The 23717-nt window shown below is 51.4% G+C and carries 20 protein-coding genes and 1 tRNA gene; 17 read left to right on the top strand and 4 right to left on the bottom strand.

The genetic code is table 11. From position 1 onward, the window contains the following. Positions 1 to 12 precede the first annotated feature (12 nt). The 9 genes from FHW76_RS21095 to yjeJ all read left to right on the top strand — a co-directional run bounded on the left by FHW76_RS21095 (position 13) and on the right by yjeJ (position 10407). Complete coding sequence (locus FHW76_RS21095; RefSeq protein ID WP_022064651.1) at positions 13 to 702, top strand: molecular chaperone; 690 nt, start codon at positions 13 to 15, stop codon at positions 700 to 702. Positions 703 to 757: 55 nt separating this feature from the next. Further along, positions 758 to 3295, top strand: a complete 2538-nt coding sequence (locus FHW76_RS21100) for a fimbria/pilus outer membrane usher protein (protein ID WP_183476969.1) — start codon at positions 758 to 760, stop codon at positions 3293 to 3295. A 26-nt stretch (positions 3296 to 3321) separates the two neighbouring features. After that, positions 3322 to 4332 carry a fimbrial protein gene (locus FHW76_RS21105; RefSeq protein ID WP_032731760.1) on the top strand — a complete coding sequence of 337 codons (1011 nt, stop codon included), beginning with the start codon at positions 3322 to 3324 and terminating at the stop codon, positions 4330 to 4332. Between the two features lie 276 nt (positions 4333 to 4608). Then, the gene (locus FHW76_RS21110) at positions 4609 to 4998 is read left to right on the top strand and encodes a hypothetical protein (RefSeq protein WP_032731758.1); all 390 of its coding nucleotides are present in this window, start codon (positions 4609 to 4611) and stop codon (positions 4996 to 4998) included. Between the two features lie 60 nt (positions 4999 to 5058). Continuing rightward, complete coding sequence (locus FHW76_RS21115; protein WP_032731756.1) at positions 5059 to 5448, top strand: hypothetical protein; 390 nt, start codon at positions 5059 to 5061, stop codon at positions 5446 to 5448. Between the two features lie 66 nt (positions 5449 to 5514). After that, complete coding sequence (locus FHW76_RS21120) at positions 5515 to 5904, top strand: hypothetical protein (RefSeq protein ID WP_032731754.1); 390 nt, start codon at positions 5515 to 5517, stop codon at positions 5902 to 5904. A gap of 214 nt (positions 5905 to 6118) precedes the next feature. Further along, the gene (locus FHW76_RS21125) at positions 6119 to 7405 is read left to right on the top strand and encodes an HlyD family secretion protein (RefSeq protein ID WP_032731752.1); all 1287 of its coding nucleotides are present in this window, start codon (positions 6119 to 6121) and stop codon (positions 7403 to 7405) included. After that, positions 7398 to 9515 carry a peptidase domain-containing ABC transporter gene (locus FHW76_RS21130; RefSeq protein ID WP_032731750.1) on the top strand — a complete coding sequence of 706 codons (2118 nt, stop codon included), beginning with the start codon at positions 7398 to 7400 and terminating at the stop codon, positions 9513 to 9515. The genes FHW76_RS21125 and FHW76_RS21130 overlap by 8 nt, the downstream gene beginning before the upstream one ends. Positions 9516 to 9540: 25 nt before the next feature. Further along, the gene (gene yjeJ / locus FHW76_RS21135) at positions 9541 to 10407 is read left to right on the top strand and encodes a YjeJ family protein (RefSeq protein ID WP_040971181.1); all 867 of its coding nucleotides are present in this window, start codon (positions 9541 to 9543) and stop codon (positions 10405 to 10407) included. 42 nt (positions 10408 to 10449) lie between these two features. Here yjeJ and FHW76_RS21140 read toward each other — a convergent pair whose 3' ends face one another. The 3 genes from FHW76_RS21140 to FHW76_RS21150 all read right to left on the bottom strand — a co-directional run bounded on the left by FHW76_RS21140 (position 10450) and on the right by FHW76_RS21150 (position 13041). Next, complete coding sequence (locus tag FHW76_RS21140; protein WP_004152419.1) at positions 10450 to 10803, bottom strand: DUF4156 domain-containing protein; 354 nt, start codon at positions 10801 to 10803, stop codon at positions 10450 to 10452. Positions 10804 to 11063: 260 nt separating this feature from the next. After that, positions 11064 to 12710: a chaperonin GroEL gene (gene groL, locus FHW76_RS21145; RefSeq protein WP_008807218.1), complete on the bottom strand. Its 1647-nt coding sequence runs from the start codon at positions 12708 to 12710 to the stop codon at positions 11064 to 11066. 37 nt (positions 12711 to 12747) lie between these two features. Then, a complete protein-coding gene (locus FHW76_RS21150; RefSeq protein ID WP_003855929.1) occupies positions 12748 to 13041 on the bottom strand; it encodes a co-chaperone GroES in 294 nt (97 codons plus the stop codon). Between the two features lie 232 nt (positions 13042 to 13273). On the opposite strand from FHW76_RS21150, the gene yjeH reads away from it, so the two are divergent. Next, on the top strand, positions 13274 to 14548 hold the full coding sequence (gene yjeH / locus FHW76_RS21155) for an L-methionine/branched-chain amino acid transporter (RefSeq protein ID WP_119867179.1): 1275 nt from the start codon (positions 13274 to 13276) through the stop codon (positions 14546 to 14548). Positions 14549 to 14564: 16 nt separating this feature from the next. On the opposite strand, the gene FHW76_RS21160 is transcribed toward yjeH, so the two are convergent. Next, a complete protein-coding gene (locus tag FHW76_RS21160) occupies positions 14565 to 15041 on the bottom strand; it encodes an FxsA family protein (RefSeq protein WP_072123590.1) in 477 nt (158 codons plus the stop codon). A 337-nt stretch (positions 15042 to 15378) separates the two neighbouring features. Between FHW76_RS21160 and aspA the strand changes: the two genes are divergently transcribed. The 7 genes from aspA to FHW76_RS21195 all read left to right on the top strand — a co-directional run bounded on the left by aspA (position 15379) and on the right by FHW76_RS21195 (position 23409). Next, the gene (aspA, locus tag FHW76_RS21165) at positions 15379 to 16815 is read left to right on the top strand and encodes an aspartate ammonia-lyase (protein WP_002885424.1); all 1437 of its coding nucleotides are present in this window, start codon (positions 15379 to 15381) and stop codon (positions 16813 to 16815) included. 115 nt (positions 16816 to 16930) lie between these two features. Next, positions 16931 to 18232, top strand: coding sequence for an anaerobic C4-dicarboxylate transporter (locus tag FHW76_RS21170; RefSeq protein ID WP_008807221.1), 1302 nt, complete (start codon positions 16931 to 16933; stop codon positions 18230 to 18232). Positions 18233 to 18356: 124 nt separating this feature from the next. Beyond that, entirely contained in the window at positions 18357 to 18680 is a 324-nt protein-coding gene (gene cutA, locus FHW76_RS21175) for a divalent cation tolerance protein CutA (RefSeq protein WP_008807222.1), read from the top strand. Then, positions 18656 to 20452 (top strand): protein-disulfide reductase DsbD, encoded by a 1797-nt coding sequence (locus FHW76_RS21180; protein WP_008807223.1) that lies wholly within the window; start codon positions 18656 to 18658, stop codon positions 20450 to 20452. The genes cutA and FHW76_RS21180 overlap by 25 nt, the downstream gene beginning before the upstream one ends. 35 nt (positions 20453 to 20487) lie before the next feature. Further along, positions 20488 to 21063 carry a transcriptional regulator gene (locus FHW76_RS21185; RefSeq protein ID WP_032691323.1) on the top strand — a complete coding sequence of 192 codons (576 nt, stop codon included), beginning with the start codon at positions 20488 to 20490 and terminating at the stop codon, positions 21061 to 21063. Positions 21064 to 21130: 67 nt separating this feature from the next. Then, positions 21131 to 23218, top strand: a complete 2088-nt coding sequence (locus tag FHW76_RS21190; RefSeq protein WP_064144595.1) for a DUF1176 domain-containing protein — start codon at positions 21131 to 21133, stop codon at positions 23216 to 23218. Positions 23219 to 23333: 115 nt separating this feature from the next. After that, positions 23334 to 23409, top strand: a tRNA-Phe gene (locus FHW76_RS21195). The last annotated feature ends 308 nt before the right edge of the window (positions 23410 to 23717 follow it).

Consider the following 23717-nt stretch of genomic DNA (forward strand, 5'->3'; position numbering starts at 1 on the left):
GCAGAGAAAATTATGCGTATTTTTCTATCATTTTTCCTGTCAATAGTAACGGTTATCTTTAATATTACAAACGCTCAAGCGGGAGTTGTGATTGGCGGTACTCGTCTTGTTTATCCGGAAGGTAAAAAAGAGATAAACATAACAGTCGAGAATAAAGAGAACTTTCCGTATTTGATAAAAACCTTTCTTGAGAAAGGAAGCATTGAATCATCTGCCGGTTATTTTATGATCACGCCGCCACTTTTCCGGCTTGATGCACAACAAAAGAGTGTTTTACGTATCTTCAACGCAAGCAGTGCGATGCCGGCAGATCGAGAATCTCTCTTTTACTTTAACGTAACCTCCATCCCGGCAGCGACAGATGAAGATGCGAAGCAAAATACTTTGCAAATCGCTGTACGTAATCGGATGAAACTATTTTATCGGCCAAAAGCACTTGCCGATGACACACCAGAAAATGTTACAACAAAGTTGACCTGGCAAATAACTGGAGGAAAACTCAAAGTCATAAACCCTACAGGTTACTATATGAATTTTTCTACTGTAAAAGTTAATAACTCCTTGGTAAAGGATGCGCTATTACTCGCGCCATTCTCAAGTAATGAATATGCACTCCCCAATGGCGTATCAAGCGGGACCGTAATCTGGAAAATCATAAACGACCAAGGCGGTATAGGGCCGGAACATAAAACCACATTATAAAAGTGCATAGACGGAAAAAAATAAAGCGATACTCGCTAATATAAAGGATTATGCGATGGTTGTTAAATTTAGATACACCACCTATTCTCTTGCGTTGATGAGTGCCTGTCTTACTTGCTTGAGCTCAAATGTCATTGCGCGAGACTTTTTCAACCCGGCATTTTTGAACGGTATGAACGGTTCGGATCGCGTGCCAGACCTCTCAGCTTTTGAGCACGAAAACTCGCAATCTCCCGGTAAATATCGTGTTGATATCATTGTTAATGATGCGTTTATTGATACCCGTGATGTTGAATTTACCACTAAAACAAATTCCAGCGGTAAGGACAGTAGCACTCTCCAGCCATGTTTAAGCGTAAAAGATTTTCGTGCTTTTGGTATCAGAACCGATTCATTTCCAAACTTAATTGATAACACGCTCGGATGTGCAGATATCTCTGTGATTCCTGAAGCGACTTACGAATTTATTTTCAATACGCAAACATTAAGATTTAACTTGCCACAGGCCGCACTGAGTCCTGCTATTCGTGGTTATGTATCCCCGGACCAGTTTGATGATGGTATCACTGCTTTGTTGATGAATTATCAGTTCAACGGTTCTAACAGCTACGCGCGCCGGTCCAATATCAGCGACACAGAGAACTATAATCTCAACATGCAACCAGGCCTCAACCTGGGCCCGTGGCGCTTGAGGAATTATACCACATGGAACAAGTCTGACAGTGATTCAAGCTCAGGAGACTGGGATACTGTTTATACCTATGTAGAACGCAATATTCCAACAATTAAAAGCGTATTAACAATGGGCGAAAGCTCATCTAATGCAGACATTTTTGATAGTGTGCCTTTTACAGGTGCTCAGTTAGCTACTGATGACCAAATGGATGCCGATAGTATTCAGGGATATGCTCCTGTTGTCCGCGGGATAGCCAGAACAAATGCTAAAGTATTAATTAAGCAAAACGGATATTTAATCTACCAATCCTATGTGCGTCCCGGGGCTTTTGAAATTTCTGATATGTACTCTACCGGTGGTAGTGGCGACCTCTATGTTACCGTAGAGGAATCAGATGGTAGTCGGCAAGAGTTCGTTGTACCTTACGCTTCCCTGCCAGTTCTGCGTCGTGAAGGCAGTCTGAAATACAGTATCACTTCTGGACAATATCGCCCCTACGATGGTGCCGTTGACGAGACTCCATTTACACAAGCCACAGCCAGCTATGGTTTACCGTATGGTGCCACCACGTTTGGAGGCTTTCAGTCATCCTCAAAATACCAGTCTGTTGCGGTCGGTATTGGACAAAATATGGGTGATTTTGGTGCGGTATCCGTCGATGTCACGCAAGCGTGGTCAACATTAAAAAATCAGGATAAAACATCGGGTCAGTCCTGGCGCATACGCTATAGTAAAAACTTAACCGATATCGGGACAAACTTATCCATTGCAGGCTATCGCTACTCAACGTCTGGTTATAATACGTTAGATGATGTGCTAAACAGCTATCGCAATAGCGGTAGTTATTCATACGACCGTGTTCGCAATAGAACAGAAGCGACAATTAGCCAGAATATGGGACGCTCACTGGGATCATTAACGCTCAATGGTGTAGTTGAAGATTACTGGAATGAAGATCGCCGGAATACTTCACTTAGTGTAGGTTATAACAATACATGGAAACTGGTTAATTATTCACTTAATTATTCATACAATAGATCCTCACAAATCAATGGTGACTCAAATCGACACTACGACAGTGATAAATTATTTTCACTAACCTTAAGTCTGCCATTTAGCAGTTTGTTACCAAATACCTGGGTCACATACTCAATGAATACAGGGAATCCAGGCTCAACAACTAACAGTGTTGGGCTAAATGGCACCACCCTGGCTGATAACAATTTAAGCTGGAACGTTCAGCAATCTTATGATAATGAACAATATGCTAGTGGCAGCGCCGGTATGGATTATAGCGGAACCTATGGAGAAGTTTTTGGCAGCTATGACTATGATCACAATGCGCAGCGCGTAAACTATGGCGCATCAGGCAGCGTTGTTCTTCATGAGAACGGATTAACATTTGGCCAACAATTAGGCGATACTGCAGCCCTGGTTAAAGCACCAGGAGTGACAGACACCCGGATATTAAATGAAACCGGTGTGAAAACAGATTTCCGCGGCTATGCGATTGTCCCGTATCTGACGCCTTATCGTTATAATGAAGTTATGTTGGATAGTGAAACTTTTGCAGACAACGTCGATATGGATATTACAAGTCAAAAAGTTGTCCCCACCCGCGGTGCCATATCCAGAGCAAACTTTAGCGGTAATGTTGGATTAAGAGCAATAATTAGATTGGTTGATACTTTAAATAATCCTTTACCTTTCGGTGCCACGGTATCTGACCCTGCGCAGGAAAATTATAGCAGTATTGTTAACGATAATGGCATGGTATACCTAACCGGACTTCAAGAGACTGGCTCGTTGAAAGTACAGTGGGGTAAAAAATCGACCCAAATGTGTACTGCTGCATTCTCATTACAAACTGCTGCGCAGAACGCAGGGATAACACAGTCTCAAGCGGTCTGCCGCTAATCGGATGCGATAAAAGGATATTGAGCATGAGAGTTACTAGAAAAAATATATTGCATATAAGCCTGTTGCTCGCGGCTACGTCTCTGGCTATCGGCAAGGCTCAGGCGGCAGACTGCTCTGTTTCAGCCAATAAGGTGAATATCACTATTAATTCACTTAAAATCGATCCCGATGCGCCAGTAGGCAGTGTATTAAAAGTACAGCAGGTAAATACCCGAAATTATCCCGCCGCCTTTAACTGTGGAACGCAGGCGCTGTGGTATGGGTCAACGATGGGATCTAATTTTAGTACAGAATCTGCTATTTCAGGAGTTTATGAAACAGGGCTAACCGGTATCGGCATCCGTGTTACGGACATTGTCTATCGTTCACAGTATGCCCCCTACACTCAAAGCCCTGCCATGGGTTCATGGAGCGGTAGCAATGCCACCGGTACGGTAAAAATAGAAATTATCAAAACGGGTGAAATTCCTACTGTTAATAAAGGAAAATTTAAAACAGGTACGCTGGTCACTGCTAAGGTTAATTCACGTGCCACTTCTGTCGGTGCCAAGCAATTTTATGAAATTAACATTGCCAATGGGCCTGCCGGAGGGTGGACGGCGAAAAGTTGTACCTTAAGTAACTCAAACCGTAACCAGACAGTACAGATGGGGACTATCAGTAAGAGCGATTTTAATAGTGGCGGCTACGGTCCGGTGAAAAACTTCAAACTGGTGATTAACTGCCCCGATGGCATCCCAACCGATGCGCCGGTGAAGATTTCCTTCGAGCGAATGACGTCTGGTGCAAGTGACGGCTTTATGGATGTTGATTCCACAGTCGCAAATGCAGCCCAGAACGTAGGTGTTGAGGTCCGGGATAATAATAATACCCTACTTAAATTCTCTTCTGATTATACTTACACCAGTTCAAGCGTAAGTAACAAGGAGCTCACATTACCAATGACTGCCAGATATAAGGCTGCAACCACTGTTGGCAATATCGGCCCAGGAACGGCAAATACGGGCATGACGGTAACCATCGATCAGGATTGATAAGCAACTGTAATAACAAAACCCTCATCTATTGTTGAGGGTTTTGTTTTGTGATGAATTTTTAATATGAATTATTAATTCACATTGCATGAGAATACAGGACCACTTAATTTGTGCGGAAATTTTATGGCAGATAATTTGCTGATAGTGTCCATTCCTCTGCCATCAGAAAACGAATATCTGTACTAATAATATTTATATTAGCTATAGCTATAGGGAGCGTTTCTCCGGCTCTGAAAAACGGAGATTACATTTAACTCATAAAGGAAATAATAAATGAAAGAATTATCTATCATGGAAATGGGTTATGTCTCTGGTGCTGCTGATACCCCAGGGTGGGGTACTGGCTATACCTGGGACTTTAGTTCTACCCAGAGCGCAATTATCTCCCTTGCCAACAACCTCTTTCAGGCTGGAGCAGGCCTGATTGTTGGTGGCGTAGGCGGAACACTTGGCGGTATGGCGACAGGTGCTGCCATCGGCGGAAATACCGGCGGTATGTTAGGCTTCGGTCTGATTGGTGCTCTAGGTGGTGCCATTGTCGGCGGTATTGCTGGCCTGGTTGGTGGCCTGACCGCAGGGCTTTTTGGTGGTTTTGACACCGTTATGCAAATTGCAGAAGACGTACTTTATGCTGGCTTTAATGGCACCTTAGTATTCTGGTAATACAAGACAAATACTAAAACTACCATACGAATCGAAAAATATTATGTGAAGGATATCATAATGAAAGAATTATCTATTATGGAAATGGATTACGTCTCTGGTGCTGCTGATACCCCAGGATGGGGCACCGGATATATCTGGGACTTTAGCTCTGCCCAGAGTGCGATCACCTCTCTAGCCAACAATCTCTTTCAGGCAGGTGCAGGTCTGATTATCGGTGGGGTAGGCGGAACACTCGGCGGCATGGCAACAGGCGCCGCCATCGGCGGCAATACTGGCGGCAATCTCGGATTCGGTCTGATTGGTGCCTTGGGTGGTGCCATCGTCGGTGGTATTGCTGGCCTGGTCGGTGGTCTGACTGCGGGCTTATTCGGCGGTTTCGATACCGTTTTTCAAATTGCCGAAGACGTACTGTATGCGGCCTTCAATGGTACGTTTGTTCTCTGGTAAGCAAACCGAACCAAGCAGATCCTAATTTAGGATTTTTATAACTTTCTTATTGCAAAGGAATTCGCAATGAAAGAATTATCAATGGTCGAAATGGATTGCGTCTCTGGTGCTGCTGATACACCAGGATGGGGCACCGGATATATCTGGGACTTTAGCTCTGCCCAGAGTGCGATCACCTCTCTCGCCAACAATCTCTTTCAGGCAGGTGCAGGTCTGATTATCGGTGGGGTAGGCGGAACACTCGGCGGCATGGCAACAGGCGCCGCCATCGGCGGAAATACCGGCGGTATGTTAGGCTTCGGTCTGATTGGTGCCTTGGGTGGTGCCATCGTCGGCGGTATTGCTGGCCTGGTCGGTGGCCTAACTGCAGGCCTTTTTGGTGGTTACGATACTGTCTGCCAAATTTTCGAAGATGTATTGTACGCAGGGTTCAACGGTACTTTAGTATTTTGGTAATTTAATCAAAATACTATATCGTCAGCTGGGCCGCTGGTCTGGTTGGTGACTTAACCACTGACGTCTTTAGGGGGCTCAATATCGCTTCCCAGATTACTGAAGACATGTTATATGCGGTTTTTAACGCCACGTCTGTACTCTGGGAAACATAAATGACCCCCTTCATAAGGCCCGCCCTCGGGCCTTTTCTCTCCCATTAAAAAAGTAGACACATATGGCACAAAATATTTATCGCAAGGAAGCGATCGAATATAAAAAATATCACTGGAAGGGCAAAGCACTTCTGTTGGCAGGGATGCCTGCCTGGCTAATTACCCTGCTGGCGTGTACCTTTTTAATCGTCCTAATATTCATGCTGATTTTTTTTAACTATACCCAGCGCATTAATGTGTATGGTGAAGTCGTCACGTTACCGCACTCCATCAACGTTTTTGCTCCGCAACAGGGTTTTGTCGTTAAGCAATTTGTTAACATCGGTGATGTTGTAAAAAAAGGAACTCCGCTCTACGAACTTGATGTCTCCAGACATACCACCAGTGGTAACGTTAGTCTGGCTATGACAGAGGTGATCGATGAAAAAATCAGTAATGCAAAAGAAATTATTCAGAAGATTACCGAAAACAAAAAAGAAACTGTTGATGCGCTAAATGACCAGCTCACCAGCGTAGAATCTTCTCTACATGAAACCGTGCGTATGTTGGCAAATACTCAAGCTGGCCTGAAAAAGATGCGTACCAATCTTTCCAGCTACGATGACTATCTTAAAAAGGGGCTAATTACTAAAGATCAGTATAATTATCAGCATAACCTTTATTTTCAACAGCAGAGTTCCTACCAATCGCTTACCAGCCAAAAAATGCAACTGGAGACGCAGTTAACACAGCTTAAGAGCGATATGGTGACTAAATCTGCTGATTTTGATAACCAGATCTCAAGCCAAAAGAACCAAATCAATGACTATAAAAATCAGCGTGTCGAGTCTAGCGCAAACGACAATGCTATCATTAAAGCAACTGCCGACGGAAAAATAGAATCATTAGCAGTGACTAGCGGTCAAATGGTTGATCGTGGCAGTAGCCTTGCACAGATTAAGCCCATCGGGAATGTTGAATATTATCTAATGCTTTGGCTACCTAACAATAGTATTCCCTATATTAAGGTTGGGGACACCATAAATATTCGTTATGAAGCCTTTCCTTCAGATAAATTTGGACAATTTCCTGGTAAGGTAGCGACTATCTCAACGGTTCCTGCCTCTCGACAAGAGTTACAAGAGTATAACAACGTTGGTAATGCGGCTAACCAACAAGATATCACTTTATATAAGGCCTTAGTATCTATAGAAGACAGTTCATTTCGCTATAACGATAAAGTTTTAACACTTTCAAACGGACTAAAAGCAGAAGCAACTGTCTTCCTGGAAGAGCGACCACTTTATATGTGGATGTTTACTCCTTTCTATAAAATCTCTCACAGTGTAAATGGGCCGATCAATGATTAACGAATTATTTGACAAAATTACTTCTCGCGTAAATTTTTCGTTACGTCGAAAAGCCCCTATTATATTGCAATCCGAAGGCTCAGAATGTGGCATTGCATGTCTGGCAATGATATGTGGCTACCATGGTCTCGAAATTGATTTATTTAATTTTCGTCATCGTTTCGGTAGCGCAACGCAAGGTGCAACACTATTATCACTTAGCAAAACGGCCGAACAAGCGCAACTCAAAAGTCGCGCGCTTTCTCTTGATCTTGATGAAATCCAACAATTGAAACTACCCTGTATTTTACATTGGGATTTAAATCATTACGTAGTACTAGTAAAACGCAAGAAAAATAGTTTCATTATTCACGATCCGGCAATGGGTAAACGTGTTATAGGCATAAAAGAAATGTCAAATCACTTTACCGGCGTTGCACTTGAATTATGGCCTGATAACAACTTTCAGCAGGAAAAAGCAAAAAGTCGCTTACGCCTCATTGACCTGATGAAAAACATCAGTGGTCTAAAAAATGCTTTGCTTAAAATTTTTGCTTATTCGGTTGTTGTTGAAGCAATCAACCTGCTATTACCCATTGGCACCCAACTGGTAACCGACCATGTAATTATTGCTCACGATGAAAGCCTTTTAGCTGTCATCTGCATCGGTTTAGTAATGTTTACGTTATTTCGGACGTTCATCAGCATGTTACGTGCATGGACCTCATTAACATTAAACACCTTAACCAGTATTCAATGGAAAACTACGCTATTTGATCATTTAATGAGCCTGCCACTCTCTTTCTTTGAAAAGCGGCATCTGGGTGATATTCAATCACGTTTTTCTTCATTAGATACAATTCGCTCAACGTTTACTAACAGCATCATCTCCGGATTGATAGACCTGATCATGACTGTTGGCTTAATCATCATGCTGACGCTGTATGGCGGATGGTTGGTCTGGGTAGTGATCGGGTTTACTCTGTGTTACGCCATCATGCGTCTGGCGACTTACCAGTTCTATCGCCGAGTGGCGGAAGAGCAGGTTGTAAAAGGCGCGCGTTCCAGCTCACATTTTATGGAATCATTGTATGGCATCTCTACAATCAAGGCTCTCGATCTTAAAGGGCGGCGTTCGGAACATTGGCTTAACATCAATATTGAAGCCTGTAATGCTGGTATTAAACAAACACGCTTCGATATGCTATTCGGTGGTATAAACACCTTAATTACATCAATAGATCAGGTCGTTATCCTGTGGTTAGGGGCAGTCATGGTTATTGATAACGAAATGACGCTTGGGATGTTTATGGCATTTAATGCCTTCCGTGGCCAGTTCTCGCAACGAGCGTCAAGCCTGGTGGACTTAAGTATGCAGCTACGCATGCTCTCTTTACATAATGAACGTCTCTCTGAGATCGTTTTCACCGAGCCTGAAAAAGAACTCCCGGCCAGGCGTATATTTGAAGAGAATAGAGGTGTCGCCCTCAACGTTCAAAACTTGAGCTATCAATATGATCCGTTTACCAAGCCAATTTTCAGCGATCTTAATATTAATGTCCTACCTGGCGAATCAATTGCGCTGGTCGGTCCCTCAGGTATTGGCAAAACGACGCTCTTGAAAGTGATGTGTGGTCTTCTGACCCCCACTCATGGGGAAGTCGTTGTTGAAGGTTTAGATATCTCAAAAATTGGTTTAAATAACTATCGCATGAGTACAGCTTGTGTATTGCAGGAAGATCGCCTGTTTTCTGGCTCAATTGCGGATAATATCTGTAGTTTTGAAGATAACCCTGACATGGAGTTTGTGATGCATTGTGCCAAACTCAGCAACATTCATGATGAAATCATGAAGATGCCAATGGGATACGAAACCCTGGTTGGGGAATTAGGCCTGGGGATCTCTGGTGGACAGAAACAGCGTCTGCTTATCGCTCGTGCACTTTATCGTAAGCCAAATATTTTATTTATGGATGAAGCTACCAGTCACCTGGATTTGGCTAATGAATCTTATATTAATCAGTCCATATCATCGTTAAGTATTACTCGTATTATCGTGGCACACCGGCCATCAACAATTGCTTCAGCAGATAGAATCATCGATCTCTCTAGCAAAAACATTCATAAATAATTGTTAATCTCAAGGAAGGAGAAAAATGAATAACCTCATTAAAGGCATCAATACCGGAACTATCATGCATGAAGGACATTTATTAGCGATTGTTCTCAAAGTCCGCAATAGTGATGGCATTGATGAATGTTATACAATGCAGCATACGGTCATTCGTGATTTTTTATTAATTACGCAGAATAGACTAATGGCGGTAATGGAGCGACTGCAAAAAGACGGTGAAAAATATAAAACTGTTCTCATCGCGGAAAGCCAGGCTCTTATTAGTCAGTCACCAGTTATGCAACAGGAAGACGTCGAATGTCCCGATCCTGCAAAGCGCATCATGTCAATCGCTTTAAAGAAAGATAGTGAAACCTTTACCATCATCGCTGCTTTACAAAGCGAGCAAATTGTTACCTTACGCTTCAGTAATGGTCAGGCAGAGATCATATTACGCGCAATGATTCAGGCACTACAAAACTCCGGTGATAAAGAAGCGATTCTTCATTTCAGCGGAACTCTTGATTTTATTATGCTCTACGACTGCGAACTTGATGAAAGCGCGACCATGAATTATCAACACTATTCTCATGATGAATGGCGAAAGGCGTTATTTCCCAATCATGTCGCCATTCTGTTTAGCTACCACACCGATGATGGTGAGAAACTACTATGCGGATGTATCGTCAAGACCTACCTCAACGCTAACGATCAGCAAATTCAAAATGTTGCATTACGTATAATGCACCTTATACCTAAATTTCGCGGATATAACGATAAGCATCAGATAAAACGGACGTTTATGCATGACCTCCCTGCCGAAGATGGACAGACGTTATCGGCCGAACAAGGCTTAAAATTCCTGAAAAACTACTATCAGGAAACTAAAGTCTCTTTAGGGATTAAATAACACCACGCCTCTCTCCGCGCTCGCAGAGAGAGGCGTCACGCATCAGTTCGGGCACTTATAAACCTGGCCGTTCATTTCGCTGTCGGTAGGTACAAAGCTCGACAACAGATTCTGCGTCGGGCTGCTGACGCCGTAAATCACGTTGCCGCCCATCGCTGCCGCTTGGTTACGCAGAGCGTTCGCCGCACCGCGCATAGAACCACCCTCATCGCCATTCTGGCCGGAGAGCCAGTTGCTCTGTTTACCCGTCGCGGTCCCTAACAGCTGACACTCTGCGCCCGGCTTCTCCTGCACGAAGCGCACATTCTGGCCGGCAGAGGTTAATTCATTGCTGGAACTGCAACCTGCCAACAGTAAGGCTGCGCCGACAATCCCTGCTAAATATTTTACCTGCATGTTATTCCCCATGATCGATGAGCTGGACGCACTGGCCCGGATGTAAATCTGTCATCCTTCAAACTGCGTCGGCATGAGCCGCGTTCATTTCCTCCCCGGTCGCGCTTGTCAGTTCACGCCCGAAACGGAGGTGCTTGCCGCTCTGATGCAGCTTAAATGATTTTTATGTATAAGCCTTATACTAAAAAGCGCGCCAAAAGAAAAACCCCCAGCCATTGCTGGCCAGGGGTTTCTGCTTTTTTATGCCGTAGAGCGCACGATTACATCATGCCGCCCATACCGCCCATGCCGCCCATACCGCCAGCAGCACCTAAGTCAGGCGCGTCGCCTTTCGGCAGGTCGGTCACCATGCACTCGGTGGTGATCATCAGACCAGCCACGGATGCCGCGTACTGCAGAGCAGAACGGGTCACTTTGGTTGGGTCCAGGATACCGAAGTCGATCATGTTGCCGTATTCTTCAGTTGCTGCGTTGTAACCGTAGTTACCGTCGCCAGCTTTCACGTTGTTAGCAACAACAGACGGCTCTTCACCGGCGTTGGACACGATCTGACGCAGCGGTGCTTCCATTGCGCGCAGCGCAACTTTGATACCGACGTTCTGATCTTCGTTCTGACCGGTCAGGCCAGCGAGTTTCGCCGCAACGCGAACCAGCGCTACGCCGCCGCCAGCCACCACGCCTTCTTCAACCGCAGCACGGGTTGCGTGCAGGGCGTCGTCGACGCGTGCTTTTTTCTCTTTCATTTCAACTTCGGTAGCCGCACCGACTTTGATTACTGCCACGCCGCCAGCCAGTTTAGCGACACGTTCCTGCAGTTTTTCACGGTCGTAATCGGAGGTCGCTTCTTCGATCTGCTTACGGATCTGAGCTACACGGCCCTGGATTGCAGACTCTTCGCCAACGCCATCGATGATGGTGGTGGTGTCTTTGTTGATAACCACGCGTTTCGCCTGGCCCAGATCTTCCAGAGTCGCTTTTTCCAGCTCCATACCGATCTCTTCAGAGATAACGGTACCGCCAGTCAGGGTAGCGATATCCTGCAGCATGGCTTTACGACGGTCGCCGAAGCCCGGTGCTTTCACCGCAGCCACTTTAACGATGCCGCGCATGGTGTTAACCACCAGGGTCGCCAGCGCTTCGCCTTCAACGTCTTCAGCGATGATAACCAGCGGTTTGCCCGCTTTCGCTACGGCTTCCAGAACCGGCAGCATTTCGCGGATGTTGGAGATTTTTTTGTCAGCCAGCAGGATGAACGGGCTTTCCAGCTCAACGGCACCGGTGTCCGGCTTGTTGATGAAGTACGGAGACAGGTAGCCGCGGTCGAACTGCATACCTTCAACTACGTCCAGTTCGTCTTCCAGACCGGTACCGTCTTCAACGGTGATCACGCCTTCTTTACCGACTTTATCCATCGCTTCCGCGATCAGTTTACCGACGGTTTCGTCGGAGTTAGCGGAGATGGTACCAACCTGAGCGATAGCTTTAGAGTCAGAGCACGGTACGGACAGCGCTTTCAGTTCTTCAACGGCGGCAATGACAGCTTTGTCGATACCACGTTTCAGATCCATCGGGTTCATGCCTGCTGCAACAGCTTTCAGGCCTTCGTTCACGATAGCCTGAGCCAGTACGGTTGCGGTGGTGGTACCGTCGCCTGCCGCGTCGTTCGCTTTAGAGGCAACTTCTTTCACCATCTGCGCACCCATGTTTTCGAACTTGTCTTCCAGTTCGATTTCACGAGCAACGGAAACGCCATCTTTAGTGATGGTCGGCGCGCCGAAGGATTTGTCCAGAACCACGTTGCGGCCTTTCGGGCCCAGGGTCACTTTAACTGCATCTGCCAGTACGTTTACGCCGCGCAGCATTTTTACACGAGCGTCGTTACCGAATTTTACGTCTTTTGCTGCCATTTCTTTTATTCCTCAAATTCGTTCAGGGTCGTGCGAATTACGCTTCAACAATTGCCAGGATGTCGCTTTCGGACATGATCAGCACTTCTTCGTTGTCGATCTTCTCAGACTTCACGCCGTAGCCATCGTTGAAAATCACGATGTCACCAACTTTAACGTCCAGCGGCTGCACAGTTCCGTTTTCCAGAATGCGGCCTTTACCGACAGCGATGATTTCGCCACGAGTTGATTTAGCTGCCGCAGAACCGGTCAGAACGATGCCGCCTGCAGATTTGGTTTCAACTTCTTTACGTTTGACGATCACACGATCATGTAACGGACGAATACTCATTGATAGCTCTCCTTCGAGAAAGTCATTATCAGTTATGGGTGACGCCGGGCCGAACGCGGTTTACCGGCTAGTGCAGAGAGAGATGGGGGTGGCCATTTCCCGCTTCAAGGGCAAAATCAAAAAAAATTTTTACCTTTGCGCTAGCGCGCAAAAAGCAGCGCTATCGGCCAATGCGTCATAAGGAAAAGCGATTGTGATACTCTCTTTTTTTTCACTGGCGCAGGATGGAATCATGAGTGGTTTAAAACAGGAGTTGGGACTGGGACAGGGAGTCGGATTACTTTCCACCTCATTGCTGGGTACCGGCGTCTTCGCCGTCCCGGCGCTGGCGGCGCTGGTCGCTGGCGATAACAGTCTGTGGGCATGGCCGCTGCTCATTCTCCTTGTTTTCCCGATTGCCATCGTCTTTGCCCTGCTGGGCCGCCATTTTCCCAGCGCGGGCGGCGTGGCCCACTTTGTCGATATGGCATTTGGCCCACGTCTGGCCAGCGTCACCGGCTGGCTGTTTTTATCCGTTATCCCGGTCGGACTCCCCGCCGCGCTGCACATCGCCACCGGCTTCGGCCAGGCGCTGTTCGGCTGGCATGATGCGCAGCTACTGTTGGCGGAGCTGGGCACCCTGGCCATCGTCTGGTGGATCGGTTCGCGTGGCGCCAGCTCCAGCGCCAACCTGCAGACGCTGGTTGCCGTGCTGATTGTGGCGCTGATCGTCGCCGTCTGGTGGCGTGGCGGGATAAGCCCGGCGCAGATCCCCTTCCCCGCCCTGACGGAGATCGACCATGGTCAGCTCTTCTCCGCGCTGTCGGTCATGTTCTGGTGCTTTGTCGGTCTGGAAGCTTTTGCTCACCTGGCCTCGGAGTTTAAACATCCCGAGCGTGACTTCCCCAGGGCGCTGATGATAGGCCTGCTGCTTGCCGGTTCGGTCTACTGGGCCTGTACCGTGCTGGTGCTGCACTTCCACGCCTTTGGCGAGGAGATGGCGGCGGCGGCGTCACTACCGAACATCGTGGTCCGTCTGTTCGGCGTCGAAGCGCTGTGGGTGGCCTGCGTCATCGGCTATCTCGCCTGTTTCGCCAGCCTCAACATCTATATTCAAAGCTTCGCCCGCCTGGTCTGGTCGCAGGCGCAGCATAAGCCCGAAAGCTACCTCGCACGGCTGTCGCCACGGCAGATCCCGCGCAATGCCCTCAACGCCGTGCTGGGCTCCTGCGTGGTCAGCACCCTGTGTATCTATTTGCTCGATATCAACCTGGACGCGCTGATCGTCTATGCCAACGGCATTTTCATCATGATCTATCTGCTGTGCATGCTGGCCGGCTGTCGTTTGCTGCGCGGGCGCTATCGGCTATTGGCGGTGGTGGGCAGTATTCTCTGTCTGCTGCTGCTGGCGATGGTCGGCTGGAAGAGTCTGTACGCGCTGGTGATGCTGGCGGGGCTGTGGCTGTTTTTACCCAGGCGCAAGCTGGCGTGTAAGCCAGGAAAGAAACCGGCCGGTCGCATTTGCTGACCGGGCCGGGCGTGTATTAATCGCGGGGATCGTCCTTATGGTCCAGACGTTCGCGCTGCTCATCCTTACGCTGGAATTCCCCTTCGAAGGTCTCACCGCCGCCAGTTCCGGCGCTAAAGCCGCCGCCCGGCATCCGGCTGAAGCGCAGATGCGGCATCAGCTTCATCGTCAGGTGCTTCTGCACTGGCGGCAGCAATAGCAGCAGGCCAAGGAAGTCGGTAAAGAACCCCGGGAGCAACAGCAGCAGACCGGCAATAATCAGTGAAACGCTCTTGATCATCTCCGCCGCCGGGCTCTCGCCTGCGGCCATCTTCTGCTGCATCAGCAGGAAATTTTTGAAGCCCTGGTTACGCACCAGCGACATCCCTACCACCGAGCTAAAGATCACCAGGATTAGGGTCATAAAGACGCCCAGCACGTGCGCGACCTGGATAAAGATCGATATCTCAATGTAAACGTAAAGAAAAAAGGCAATAAACGGAATCCAACGCACCGGCGTCTCCTTCATCAACGGGCGCTGAGCTCAGCCCCCGTAATCATCAATTTGCTGATCGCATCCCTCTAAGATGGGGATGCTGCGCGGCTTTTCAATCAGCGGAAATGCTTATTTTTTCCAGCAATAGGAAAGCGGTGACCCATTTCACAGATTAATAAATCTTCTCACACCCGCGATGTAATAAGTGATCAAGCTTACTGATATTCGCTATCATCAGCATATGATCTTGGGCACCAGGCCGGTTAAGGAAATAATCGTCGGCCAGAAAATATACTGAATCCTGGATATTCTGTGTATTTGGTGAATTCATTGGCAGCTTGAAAAGAAGGTTCACATGTTAAACAACATTCGTATCGAAGAAGATCTGTTGGGCACCAGGGAAGTTCCCGCGGACGCTTACTACGGCGTTCATACTCTGCGAGCGATTGAAAACTTCTACATTAGCAACAGCAAAATCAGCGACATACCAGAATTCGTGCGCGGCATGGTGATGGTGAAGAAAGCCGCCGCGCTGGCGAACAAGGAGCTGCAGACCATTCCCAAAAGCGCGGCAAATGCGATTATCGCCGCCTGTGACGAAGTCCTCAATAACGGCAAATGCATGGACCAGTTCCCGGTCGATGTCTTCCAGGGCGGGGCCGGCACCTCCGTAAACATGAACACCAACGAAGTCCTGGCGAACATCGGCCTCGAGCTGATGGGCCATCAGAAAGGCGAATACCAGTACCTGAACCCAAACGATCACGTCAACAAATGCCAGTCCACCAACGATGCCTACCCGACCGGATTCCGCATCGCGGTGTATGCCTCCATCCTGAAGTTAATCGATGCGATTAAACAGCTGGGCGAAGGCTTCCAGGCGAAAGCCGTGGAGTTCCAGGACATTCTCAAAATGGGCCGCACCCAGCTGCAGGACGCGGTGCCGATGACCCTCGGCCAGGAGTTCCATGCCTTCAATGTGCTGCTTAATGAAGAGACCAAAAGTATTCTGCGCACTGCGGAGCTGCTGCTGGAGGTGAACCTCGGCGCCACCGCCATCGGTACACGCCTCAACACCCCGGACGGCTATCAACAGCTGGCGGTGCAGAAGCTGGCGGAAGTGAGCAACTTACCGGTCGTTCCGGCGGAAGATCTGATTGAAGCCACCTCGGACTGCGGGGCGTACGTTATGGTTCACAGTTCGCTGAAACGCCTGGCGGTGAAACTGTCCAAGATCTGTAACGACCTGCGCCTGCTCTCTTCCGGTCCACGCGCAGGCCTCAACGAAATCAACCTGCCGGAGCTGCAGGCGGGTTCCTCTATTATGCCGGCGAAGGTTAACCCGGTAGTGCCGGAGGTGGTCAACCAGGTCTGCTTTAAAGTCATCGGCAACGACACCACGGTGACCATGGCCTCCGAAGCTGGGCAGCTGCAGCTGAACGTGATGGAGCCGGTGATCGGCCAGGCGATGTTCGAATCCATACATATCCTGACCAACGCCTGCTACAACCTGCTGGAGAAATGCGTTAACGGCATCACCGCCAATAAAGCGGTATGTGAAGGCTACGTCTACAACTCCATCGGCATCGTCACCTACCTCAACCCGTTTATCGGCCACCACAATGGCGATATCGTCGGCAAGATCTGCGCCGAAACCGGCAAGAGCGTGCGGGAAGTGGTGCTGGAGCGTGGGCTGCTGACGGCGGCGGAGCTGGATGATATTTTCTCCGCGCAAAACCTGATGCATCCTGCTTATAAAGCGAAGCGTTATACCGATGAAAGCGAACAGTAATCTTTCCGGTTAGTCATTGAAAGGCATGTCAGCGATGACATGCCTTTTTTGCTTTTTAGTTTTACTAAAATACAACAATCCAATATCAACTTGTTAAAAAACAAGGAAGGCATATATGTTTGGTGCAGAACTGGTTATTGTCCTGCTGGCGATTTATCTCGGCGCCAGGCTCGGCGGCATTGGTATCGGCTTTGCCGGTGGCCTTGGCGTCCTTGTCCTGACGCTTATTTTTCAAATCAAACCGGGTGCGATCCCCTTCGACGTTATTGAAATCATCATGGCGGTCATCGCCGCTATCGCCGCCATGCAGGTCGCCGGCGGGATGGATTACCTGGTCAGCCTCGCCGAACGGATGCTGCGCCGCCACCCGAAGTACATTACCTTCCTTGCCCCGCTGGTGACCTGGTTTATGACCGTACTCGCCGGCACCGGCCATACCGCCTTCTCCACGCTGCCGGTGATCACCGAAGTGGCCAAAGAGCAAGGCATTCGCCCATCTCGTCCGCTGTCGATTGCGGTCGTGGCCTCTCAGATAGCGATCACCGCCTCGCCTATCTCCGCGGCGGTGGTGTTCTTTGCCGGGATCCTTGAGCCGCTGGGCGTTAGCTACCTGACGCTGCTGGCCATCTGTATTCCGGTCACCCTGCTGGCGGTAATGCTCACCGCGATTGTTTGCAACTTCCTCGGCTGCGAACTGAAAGACGATCCCATTTACCAGGAGCGGCTGGCCAAGGGGGAAGTTAGACTGCGCGGCAGCCAGGTGTTTGAGCTGAAGCCGCACGCCAAACGCTCTGTCCTCCTGTTTTTGATCGGCATCGTGGCGGTGATGTTCTACGCCACGGCCATCAGCGATACCGTCGGCCTGATTAAGAACCCGGTGCTGCCGCGTAACGAAGCGATCGTGGTGTTTATGCTGACCATCGCCACCCTGATTAGCATCACCTGCAAAATCGACACTGGCGAAGTGCTCAACGCCAGCACCTTTAAGTCCGGGATGAGCGCCTGCGTCTGCGTCCTCGGCGTCGCCTGGCTGGGCGATACCTTCGTTAAAGCGCACATCAGCGATATCCAGGCCGTGGCCGGCGACCTGCTGCACAATTACCCATGGCTGCTGGCGGTGGTGCTGTTCTTTGCCGCCACGCTGCTCTACTCACAGGCAGCCACCACCAAGGCGCTGATGCCCGCTGCGCTGCTGCTCGGCGTCAGCCCGCTGACGGCGATCGCCTCGTTTGCCGCCGTCTCGGCGCTGTTCGTCCTGCCAACCTATCCGACCCTGCTGGCGGCGGTGGAGATGGATGACACCGGCTCGACGCGCATCGGCAAATACGTCTTTAACCACGCCTTCCTGATCCCTGGCGTTATCGCTATCACGCTGTGCGTGATCCTGGGCTTTATCTTTGGCGGGATTATGCTGTAAATACCGCTGGCAGCGGGCCCCGCGCGGGCCCGCTGCCCGTTTCCCTCCCCTACCCCGATCGTGACGCTAATATCCCCGCATCTTGCGTGCTATAGTGCCTCTTTTCGCTGATACGAGGTTCATGATGACTACGCCTGATGCTGTTGTTGTGCTCTGTACCGCGCCGGATGAAGCGACCGCCCAGGATCTGGCGGCAAAAGCCCTGGCGGACAAGCTTGCCGCCTGTGCCACGCTGCTGCCGGGCGCCACCTCGCTCTATTACTGGGAAGGGAAACTCGAGCAGGAGTATGAAGTTCAGATGCTGCTCAAAACCGACCTTGCCCATCAGCAGGCGCTGCTGGATTGCCTGAAGTCTCACCACCCGTATCAAACCCCTGAACTGCTGGTTCTGCCCGTCATTCATGGAGACAACGATTACCTCTCATGGCTTACCGCATCATTACGCTGATCCTGCTGCTGTGCAGCACGTCAGCCACCGCCGGGTTATTCGACGCGCCGGGGCGCTCGAACTTCGTGCCTGCTGACCAGGCCTTCGCCTTTGACTTTCAGCAGCAACAGCACGATGTCAACCTGAGCTGGCAAATCAAGGATGGTTACTATCTTTATCGTCAACAGTTTACCTTTCGCGCCGCCGGGGCGACGATCGACGAACCGGCGCTCCCGGCAGGAGAGTGGCATCAAGATGAGTTTTACGGCAAAAGCGAGATTTTCCGCCAGCGCCTGACCGTGCCGGTCACGGTGAAGCAGGCGGAGAAAGACGCCACCCTCACCGTCACCTGGCAGGGCTGCGCCGATGCCGGATTCTGTTATCCACCGGAAACCAAAGTGATCCCGCTGAGCGCCGTGCTGGCGACTTCTGCCGACGGCCAGGCAACCGCCATCGAGCCCATGCCGTCGACGAGCAGCCGTCCGGCGTTCAACCCGCCGCTGCCGGTTGAGCCGCGACCGGCCCCGGAGCTCGCCACATCACCTGCGCCTGCCGCAGTGCCGCCTGCAGACACGCCTGCCCGCCTGCCCTTTACGGCGCTGTGGGCGCTGCTGATAGGTATTGGTATCGCCTTCACCCCCTGCGTACTGCCGATGTACCCGCTGATTTCCGGCATTGTGCTGGGCGGAAAGCAGCGGCTTTCCACCGCGCGCGCCCTGCTGCTGGCCTTTATTTACGTCCAGGGGATGGCCTTAACCTACACCGCGCTGGGGCTGGTAGTGGCCGCCGCCGGTCTGCAGTTCCAGGCGGCCCTGCAGCACCCGTATGTCCTGGCGGGACTGTCGGTGGTATTTATTCTGCTGGCGCTCTCCATGTTCGGCCTGTTCACGCTCCAGTTGCCCTCCTCGCTGCAGACGCGGCTGGCGCTGCTCAGCAATAAGCGCCAGGGCGGCTCGCCCGGTGGCGTTTTCGCGATGGGCGCCATTGCCGGACTGATCTGCTCCCCATGCACCACCGCGCCGCTGAGCGCCATCCTGTTGTATATCGCCCAGAGCGGTAATCTCTGGCTGGGCGGCGGCACGCTGTACCTCTACGCGCTGGGCATGGGCCTGCCATTGATCCTCGTCACCGTATTTGGCAACCGTCTGCTGCCGAAGAGCGGCCCGTGGATGAGCCATGTGAAGACCGCCTTCGGGTTCGTGATCCTGGCTCTGCCCGTTTTCCTGCTGGAGCGCATTGTCGGCGACCCGTGGGGATTACGTCTGTGGTCAATGCTTGGCGTCGCCTTCTTCAGCTGGGCGTTTATCACCTCGCTGGGCGCTACCCGGCCGTGGATGCGGCTGGTACAAATCATCCTGCTTGCTGCCGCGCTGGTCAGCGCGCGGCCCCTACAGGACTGGGCATTTGGCGCTCCGGCAGTCGAGCAGCAGGCGCATCTGACGTTCACCCGCGTCAACTCGGTGGCCGAGCTTAACCAGGCGCTGGCGCAGGCAAAAGGCCAACCGGTGATGCTCGATCTTTACGCCGACTGGTGCGTGGCGTGCAAAGAGTTTGAAAAATACACCTTTAGTTCACCTGACGTGCAGCAGGCGCTGAAAGGCACCGTGTTATTACAGATTGATGTGACGAAGAACAGCCCGCAAGACGTCGCGCTGCTGAAACACCTGCAGGTGCTCGGTCTGCCGACGATCTTGTTCTTCAACGCTGAGGGTCAGGAACAGCCTGAGCGGCGAGTCACCGGCTTTATGGATGCCGCGGCATTCAGCGCCCATTTGCGCGATTGGCAAGCGTGAGCGACACTTTAGGAGGAAAGATGGAGGAGAACACCGTGCTACGTGAAGACGTCCTGGCAGAAGCCATTAAAATTCTTGAAATTGAAGGTATCGCCAACACGTCGCTGGAGATGGTCGCTGAGCGCGTGTCCTGTCCGACGAGCGACCTGAAACGCTTCTGGCCCGATCGCGAAGCGCTGCTGTACGACGCGCTTCGCTATCTGAGCCAGCAGGTGGATGCCTGGCGCCGACAGTTGCTGCTGGACGACACCTTAAGCGCAGAGCAAAAGCTGCTGGCACGCTATGCCGCGCTCACCACCTGCGTTAGCAACCACCGCTACCCCGGCTGTCTGTTTATCGCCGCCTGCACCTTCTATCCCGATCCCCAGCACCCCATTCACCAGCTGGCGGAACAGCAGAAGCAGGCTTCGCTGGCCTATACTCATGAGCTGCTGACTCAGCTGGAGGTGGATGACCCGGAAATGGTCGCTAAACAGATGGAGCTGATCGTCGAGGGCTGCCTGAGCCGTCTGCTGATCAAGCGTAGCCAGACGGATGTGGATACGGCCCGGCGGCTGGCAGAAGATATTCTGCGCTTCGCCCAGTGTCGTATGGGCGGCGCCTTAACCTGATTCTGATATCCTAACCGCCACGTCGCGCCTATAATTTCCCCCTCACTGATTGCTGACAGGGATTGATATGCGCGCGTTCTTCTGGGCTGCCTGGCTGGGGCTGTGCTCCACACCTCTGCTGGCGGCTCCCCTGCAAGGTTTTTCCTTTACGCAAAAAGACTGGGAGCTCGCCTGCGATAACACTGGCACCTGCCGGGCGGCGGGTTACGGCGTCCGCATGGGCGAGGTCAGCGTGCTGTTGACCCGCAACGCCGGCAGTGAACAGCGCCTCGCCGCCACGGCCACCTTCGCGCAGATCGAACACGATATCCCCGCCGACTCCACCGCCAGCCTGCTGATCGACGACCGGGACCTCGGCTCGCTGGATGCCGTGGATGACAGCCACTTCCGTCTGGACAGCGATCAGACTGCCGCCCTGCTACAGGCCCTGGCGAATCAGCGCAAAATCGAATTCACCCTTAACGGCCAGCACCTGCCGCTTTCCAGCGCCGGCAGCCGCGAGGTACTGGGTAAAATGGATGCGTTTCAGCGACGCACCGGCACCGCCGACGCGCTGCTGGATAAAGGCGATGCCGGCGACGATGCCATTTTGCCAGCCACTGCCGCCCCGGAGATTATCGCCGCCCCGGTGATCCATAACGCGCAGCCGGTGGCGCTGAGCATACTTCAGCGCCAGAAGCTGCTGCCCTCCCTGACGCCGCTGCTGAACCAGCGCTGTGACGACTGGCAGAACCCGGCCATCCCGGCGGCAGAGCGCCAGATCACGCTGACCGCGCTGGATAAAACCCATTCTCTGGTGCAGGCGCTCTGCTGGCGAGCGCCCTATAACGACGGCTATGCGCTGTGGCTGGCCGATAACGCCCAGCTGAACAAGCCACGGTTGCTGACCACCGAGGCCTCGAGCTACGCCAACGGCACTATCGTCTTTTTGCACAAAGAACGGGGCATTGCCGACTGCCTAACCGGCGAAACCCGCGTCTGGGACGGTAAAACCTTTACCCCCAGCCTGAAGTACAGCACCGGTATGTGTCGGGAAATCACCCCCGGCGGCACCTGGATGCTGCCGACCTTTGTCAGCCAGGTGATCCCCAGGCAGCAGAAAGAGGCGGATAACCTCGCCCTGCGCACGCTGTATAACGCAGTGTTAAAAGCGCAAAAAAGCGATCCAGAATTGTCGCTGAATAAGGTCGCCGAGCAGTTTCCGTTAACCGGCCATATTACCGACTTCACGCTCACCTACGCCGATGACACCCTGGTTTCGACCAGCAAACCTTCCCCGGATATCAGCGATGACGAGTGGCAGGCGTTTCTGCGCTCCTCGATCAGCGCAGATTCAGAAAACGGTAAAGTCAGCTTTACCCTGATCGATCTCGACGGTGACGGCAAACGCGATCTGATCATCGACAGCTACGTGGGCGGCACCGGGCTCTTCAGCTACACCGGGGTGCTCCGGCGCGGCGATAATGACTTTGCCGCCGTCGACGGCAGCGACAGTGATAACGGCGATGATTTCGATGCCGGGGTGCCCGGCGCCCTCTTTTCTATCAATGGCCGCGGGGCTAACCAATGGAACCACTGGGTCAAAATCAACGGTCAGGTGTATGCCCTGTGGTACAACGGCCAGTTTGGCGAAGATAATCTCTACCTGCTGCGCCCGTTCAGCACTGCGAGCCAGACGCCCGCGGTGACGGTTCGCTATCGCTATACGCTGAACAGCATCCGCTCCCCGGAGAAAGACCAGCCGTTAACCCCACCCCTCAGCGACAGCGATAAAGCGGATCTGCTGCGTTCGCTGGAGGTCATGCAGGGCAGCCTGCTGAAAGACAAACCCGTCAGCGACAACGATGCGCCGATCTGCCCCATCCCACCGGGCACCTCCGCCGACGAGGCGGATAACTACTACAGCGGCGTCGCCATCAACTATATCTATGAGACAGTGGCCTATATTCCGGTCTGGCTGAACGGGAAGTGCTATATCGGCACTATTTTTAGCCACCATGGCGCCTATCGCCACGGCGTGGATGCGGAAATTACGCTGAGCTCCCCGCGCGAGGATGAAGAGGTCATTGGCGATTATATTATCTCCGGGTTGCGCCACGTAATCGCCATTACCAGCGGCTGGAAAACCCGCGAGGGTGATAACGGCATGCAGTGAAGTTAAGCCAAAACGCGCCTTTGAACGCAGAATTGCCGCAAAGATAAGCAATCGATAAGTAATTTAAGAAATTTGGTTGACGGGGTGGGCGGATTACGGTTTAATGCGCCCCGTTGCCCGGATAGCTCAGTCGGTAGAGCAGGGGATTGAAAATCCCCGTGTCCTTGGTTCGATTCCGAGTCCGGGCACCACTATTTAGAGAACCCAGCCTATGGCTGGGTTTTTGCTTTTCTACGATCGGACTCTCCATCGAACTCCGTTCGATTATTCGCCGTACAGCGGCTCACCCCTTCGGGGCCAGCGCGACAAGCGCGCTGTTCAACGCCTGCGGCGTTAGTCCGAGTCCGGGCACCACTATTTAAAGAACCCGCCCAAAAGGCGGGTTTTTGCTTTTCTGCATCCGGACTCTTCATCGAACTCCACTCTATGATCCCCTACCCGGCGGCGCTGCGCTTGCGCGGGCCTACGCTGTTTGAGCCTGCGGGGGGACCCGTAGGCC

The organism is Klebsiella sp. RC2 (assembly GCF_014192815.1).
In the GTDB taxonomy this organism is placed as follows: Bacteria; Pseudomonadota; Gammaproteobacteria; order Enterobacterales; family Enterobacteriaceae; genus Klebsiella; species Klebsiella variicola.

Bases quoted from the DNA above. Each gene is read 5' to 3' on its own strand.
- FHW76_RS21110 (WP_032731758.1), top strand. From the start codon at position 4,609: ATGAAAGAATTATCTATCATGGAAATGGGTTATGTCTCTGGTGCTGCT.
- yjeJ (WP_040971181.1), top strand. From the start codon at position 9,541: ATGAATAACCTCATTAAAGGCATCAATACCGGAACTATCATGCATGAA.
- aspA (WP_002885424.1), top strand. From the start codon at position 15,379: ATGTTAAACAACATTCGTATCGAAGAAGATCTGTTGGGCACCAGGGAA.
- yjeH (WP_119867179.1), top strand. From the start codon at position 13,274: ATGAGTGGTTTAAAACAGGAGTTGGGACTGGGACAGGGAGTCGGATTA.
- groL (WP_008807218.1), bottom strand. From the start codon at position 12,710: ATGGCAGCAAAAGACGTAAAATTCGGTAACGACGCTCGTGTAAAAATG.
- FHW76_RS21105 (WP_032731760.1), top strand. From the start codon at position 3,322: ATGAGAGTTACTAGAAAAAATATATTGCATATAAGCCTGTTGCTCGCG.
- FHW76_RS21095 (WP_022064651.1), top strand. From the start codon at position 13: ATGCGTATTTTTCTATCATTTTTCCTGTCAATAGTAACGGTTATCTTT.
- FHW76_RS21170 (WP_008807221.1), top strand. From the start codon at position 16,931: ATGTTTGGTGCAGAACTGGTTATTGTCCTGCTGGCGATTTATCTCGGC.
- FHW76_RS21120 (WP_032731754.1), top strand. From the start codon at position 5,515: ATGAAAGAATTATCAATGGTCGAAATGGATTGCGTCTCTGGTGCTGCT.
- FHW76_RS21115 (WP_032731756.1), top strand. From the start codon at position 5,059: ATGAAAGAATTATCTATTATGGAAATGGATTACGTCTCTGGTGCTGCT.
- FHW76_RS21150 (WP_003855929.1), bottom strand. From the start codon at position 13,041: ATGAGTATTCGTCCGTTACATGATCGTGTGATCGTCAAACGTAAAGAA.
- cutA (WP_008807222.1), top strand. From the start codon at position 18,357: ATGACTACGCCTGATGCTGTTGTTGTGCTCTGTACCGCGCCGGATGAA.
- FHW76_RS21140 (WP_004152419.1), bottom strand. From the start codon at position 10,803: ATGCAGGTAAAATATTTAGCAGGGATTGTCGGCGCAGCCTTACTGTTG.
- FHW76_RS21130 (WP_032731750.1), top strand. From the start codon at position 7,398: ATGATTAACGAATTATTTGACAAAATTACTTCTCGCGTAAATTTTTCG.
- FHW76_RS21125 (WP_032731752.1), top strand. From the start codon at position 6,119: ATGGCACAAAATATTTATCGCAAGGAAGCGATCGAATATAAAAAATAT.
- FHW76_RS21100 (WP_183476969.1), top strand. From the start codon at position 758: ATGGTTGTTAAATTTAGATACACCACCTATTCTCTTGCGTTGATGAGT.
- FHW76_RS21190 (WP_064144595.1), top strand. From the start codon at position 21,131: ATGCGCGCGTTCTTCTGGGCTGCCTGGCTGGGGCTGTGCTCCACACCT.
- FHW76_RS21180 (WP_008807223.1), top strand. From the start codon at position 18,656: ATGGCTTACCGCATCATTACGCTGATCCTGCTGCTGTGCAGCACGTCA.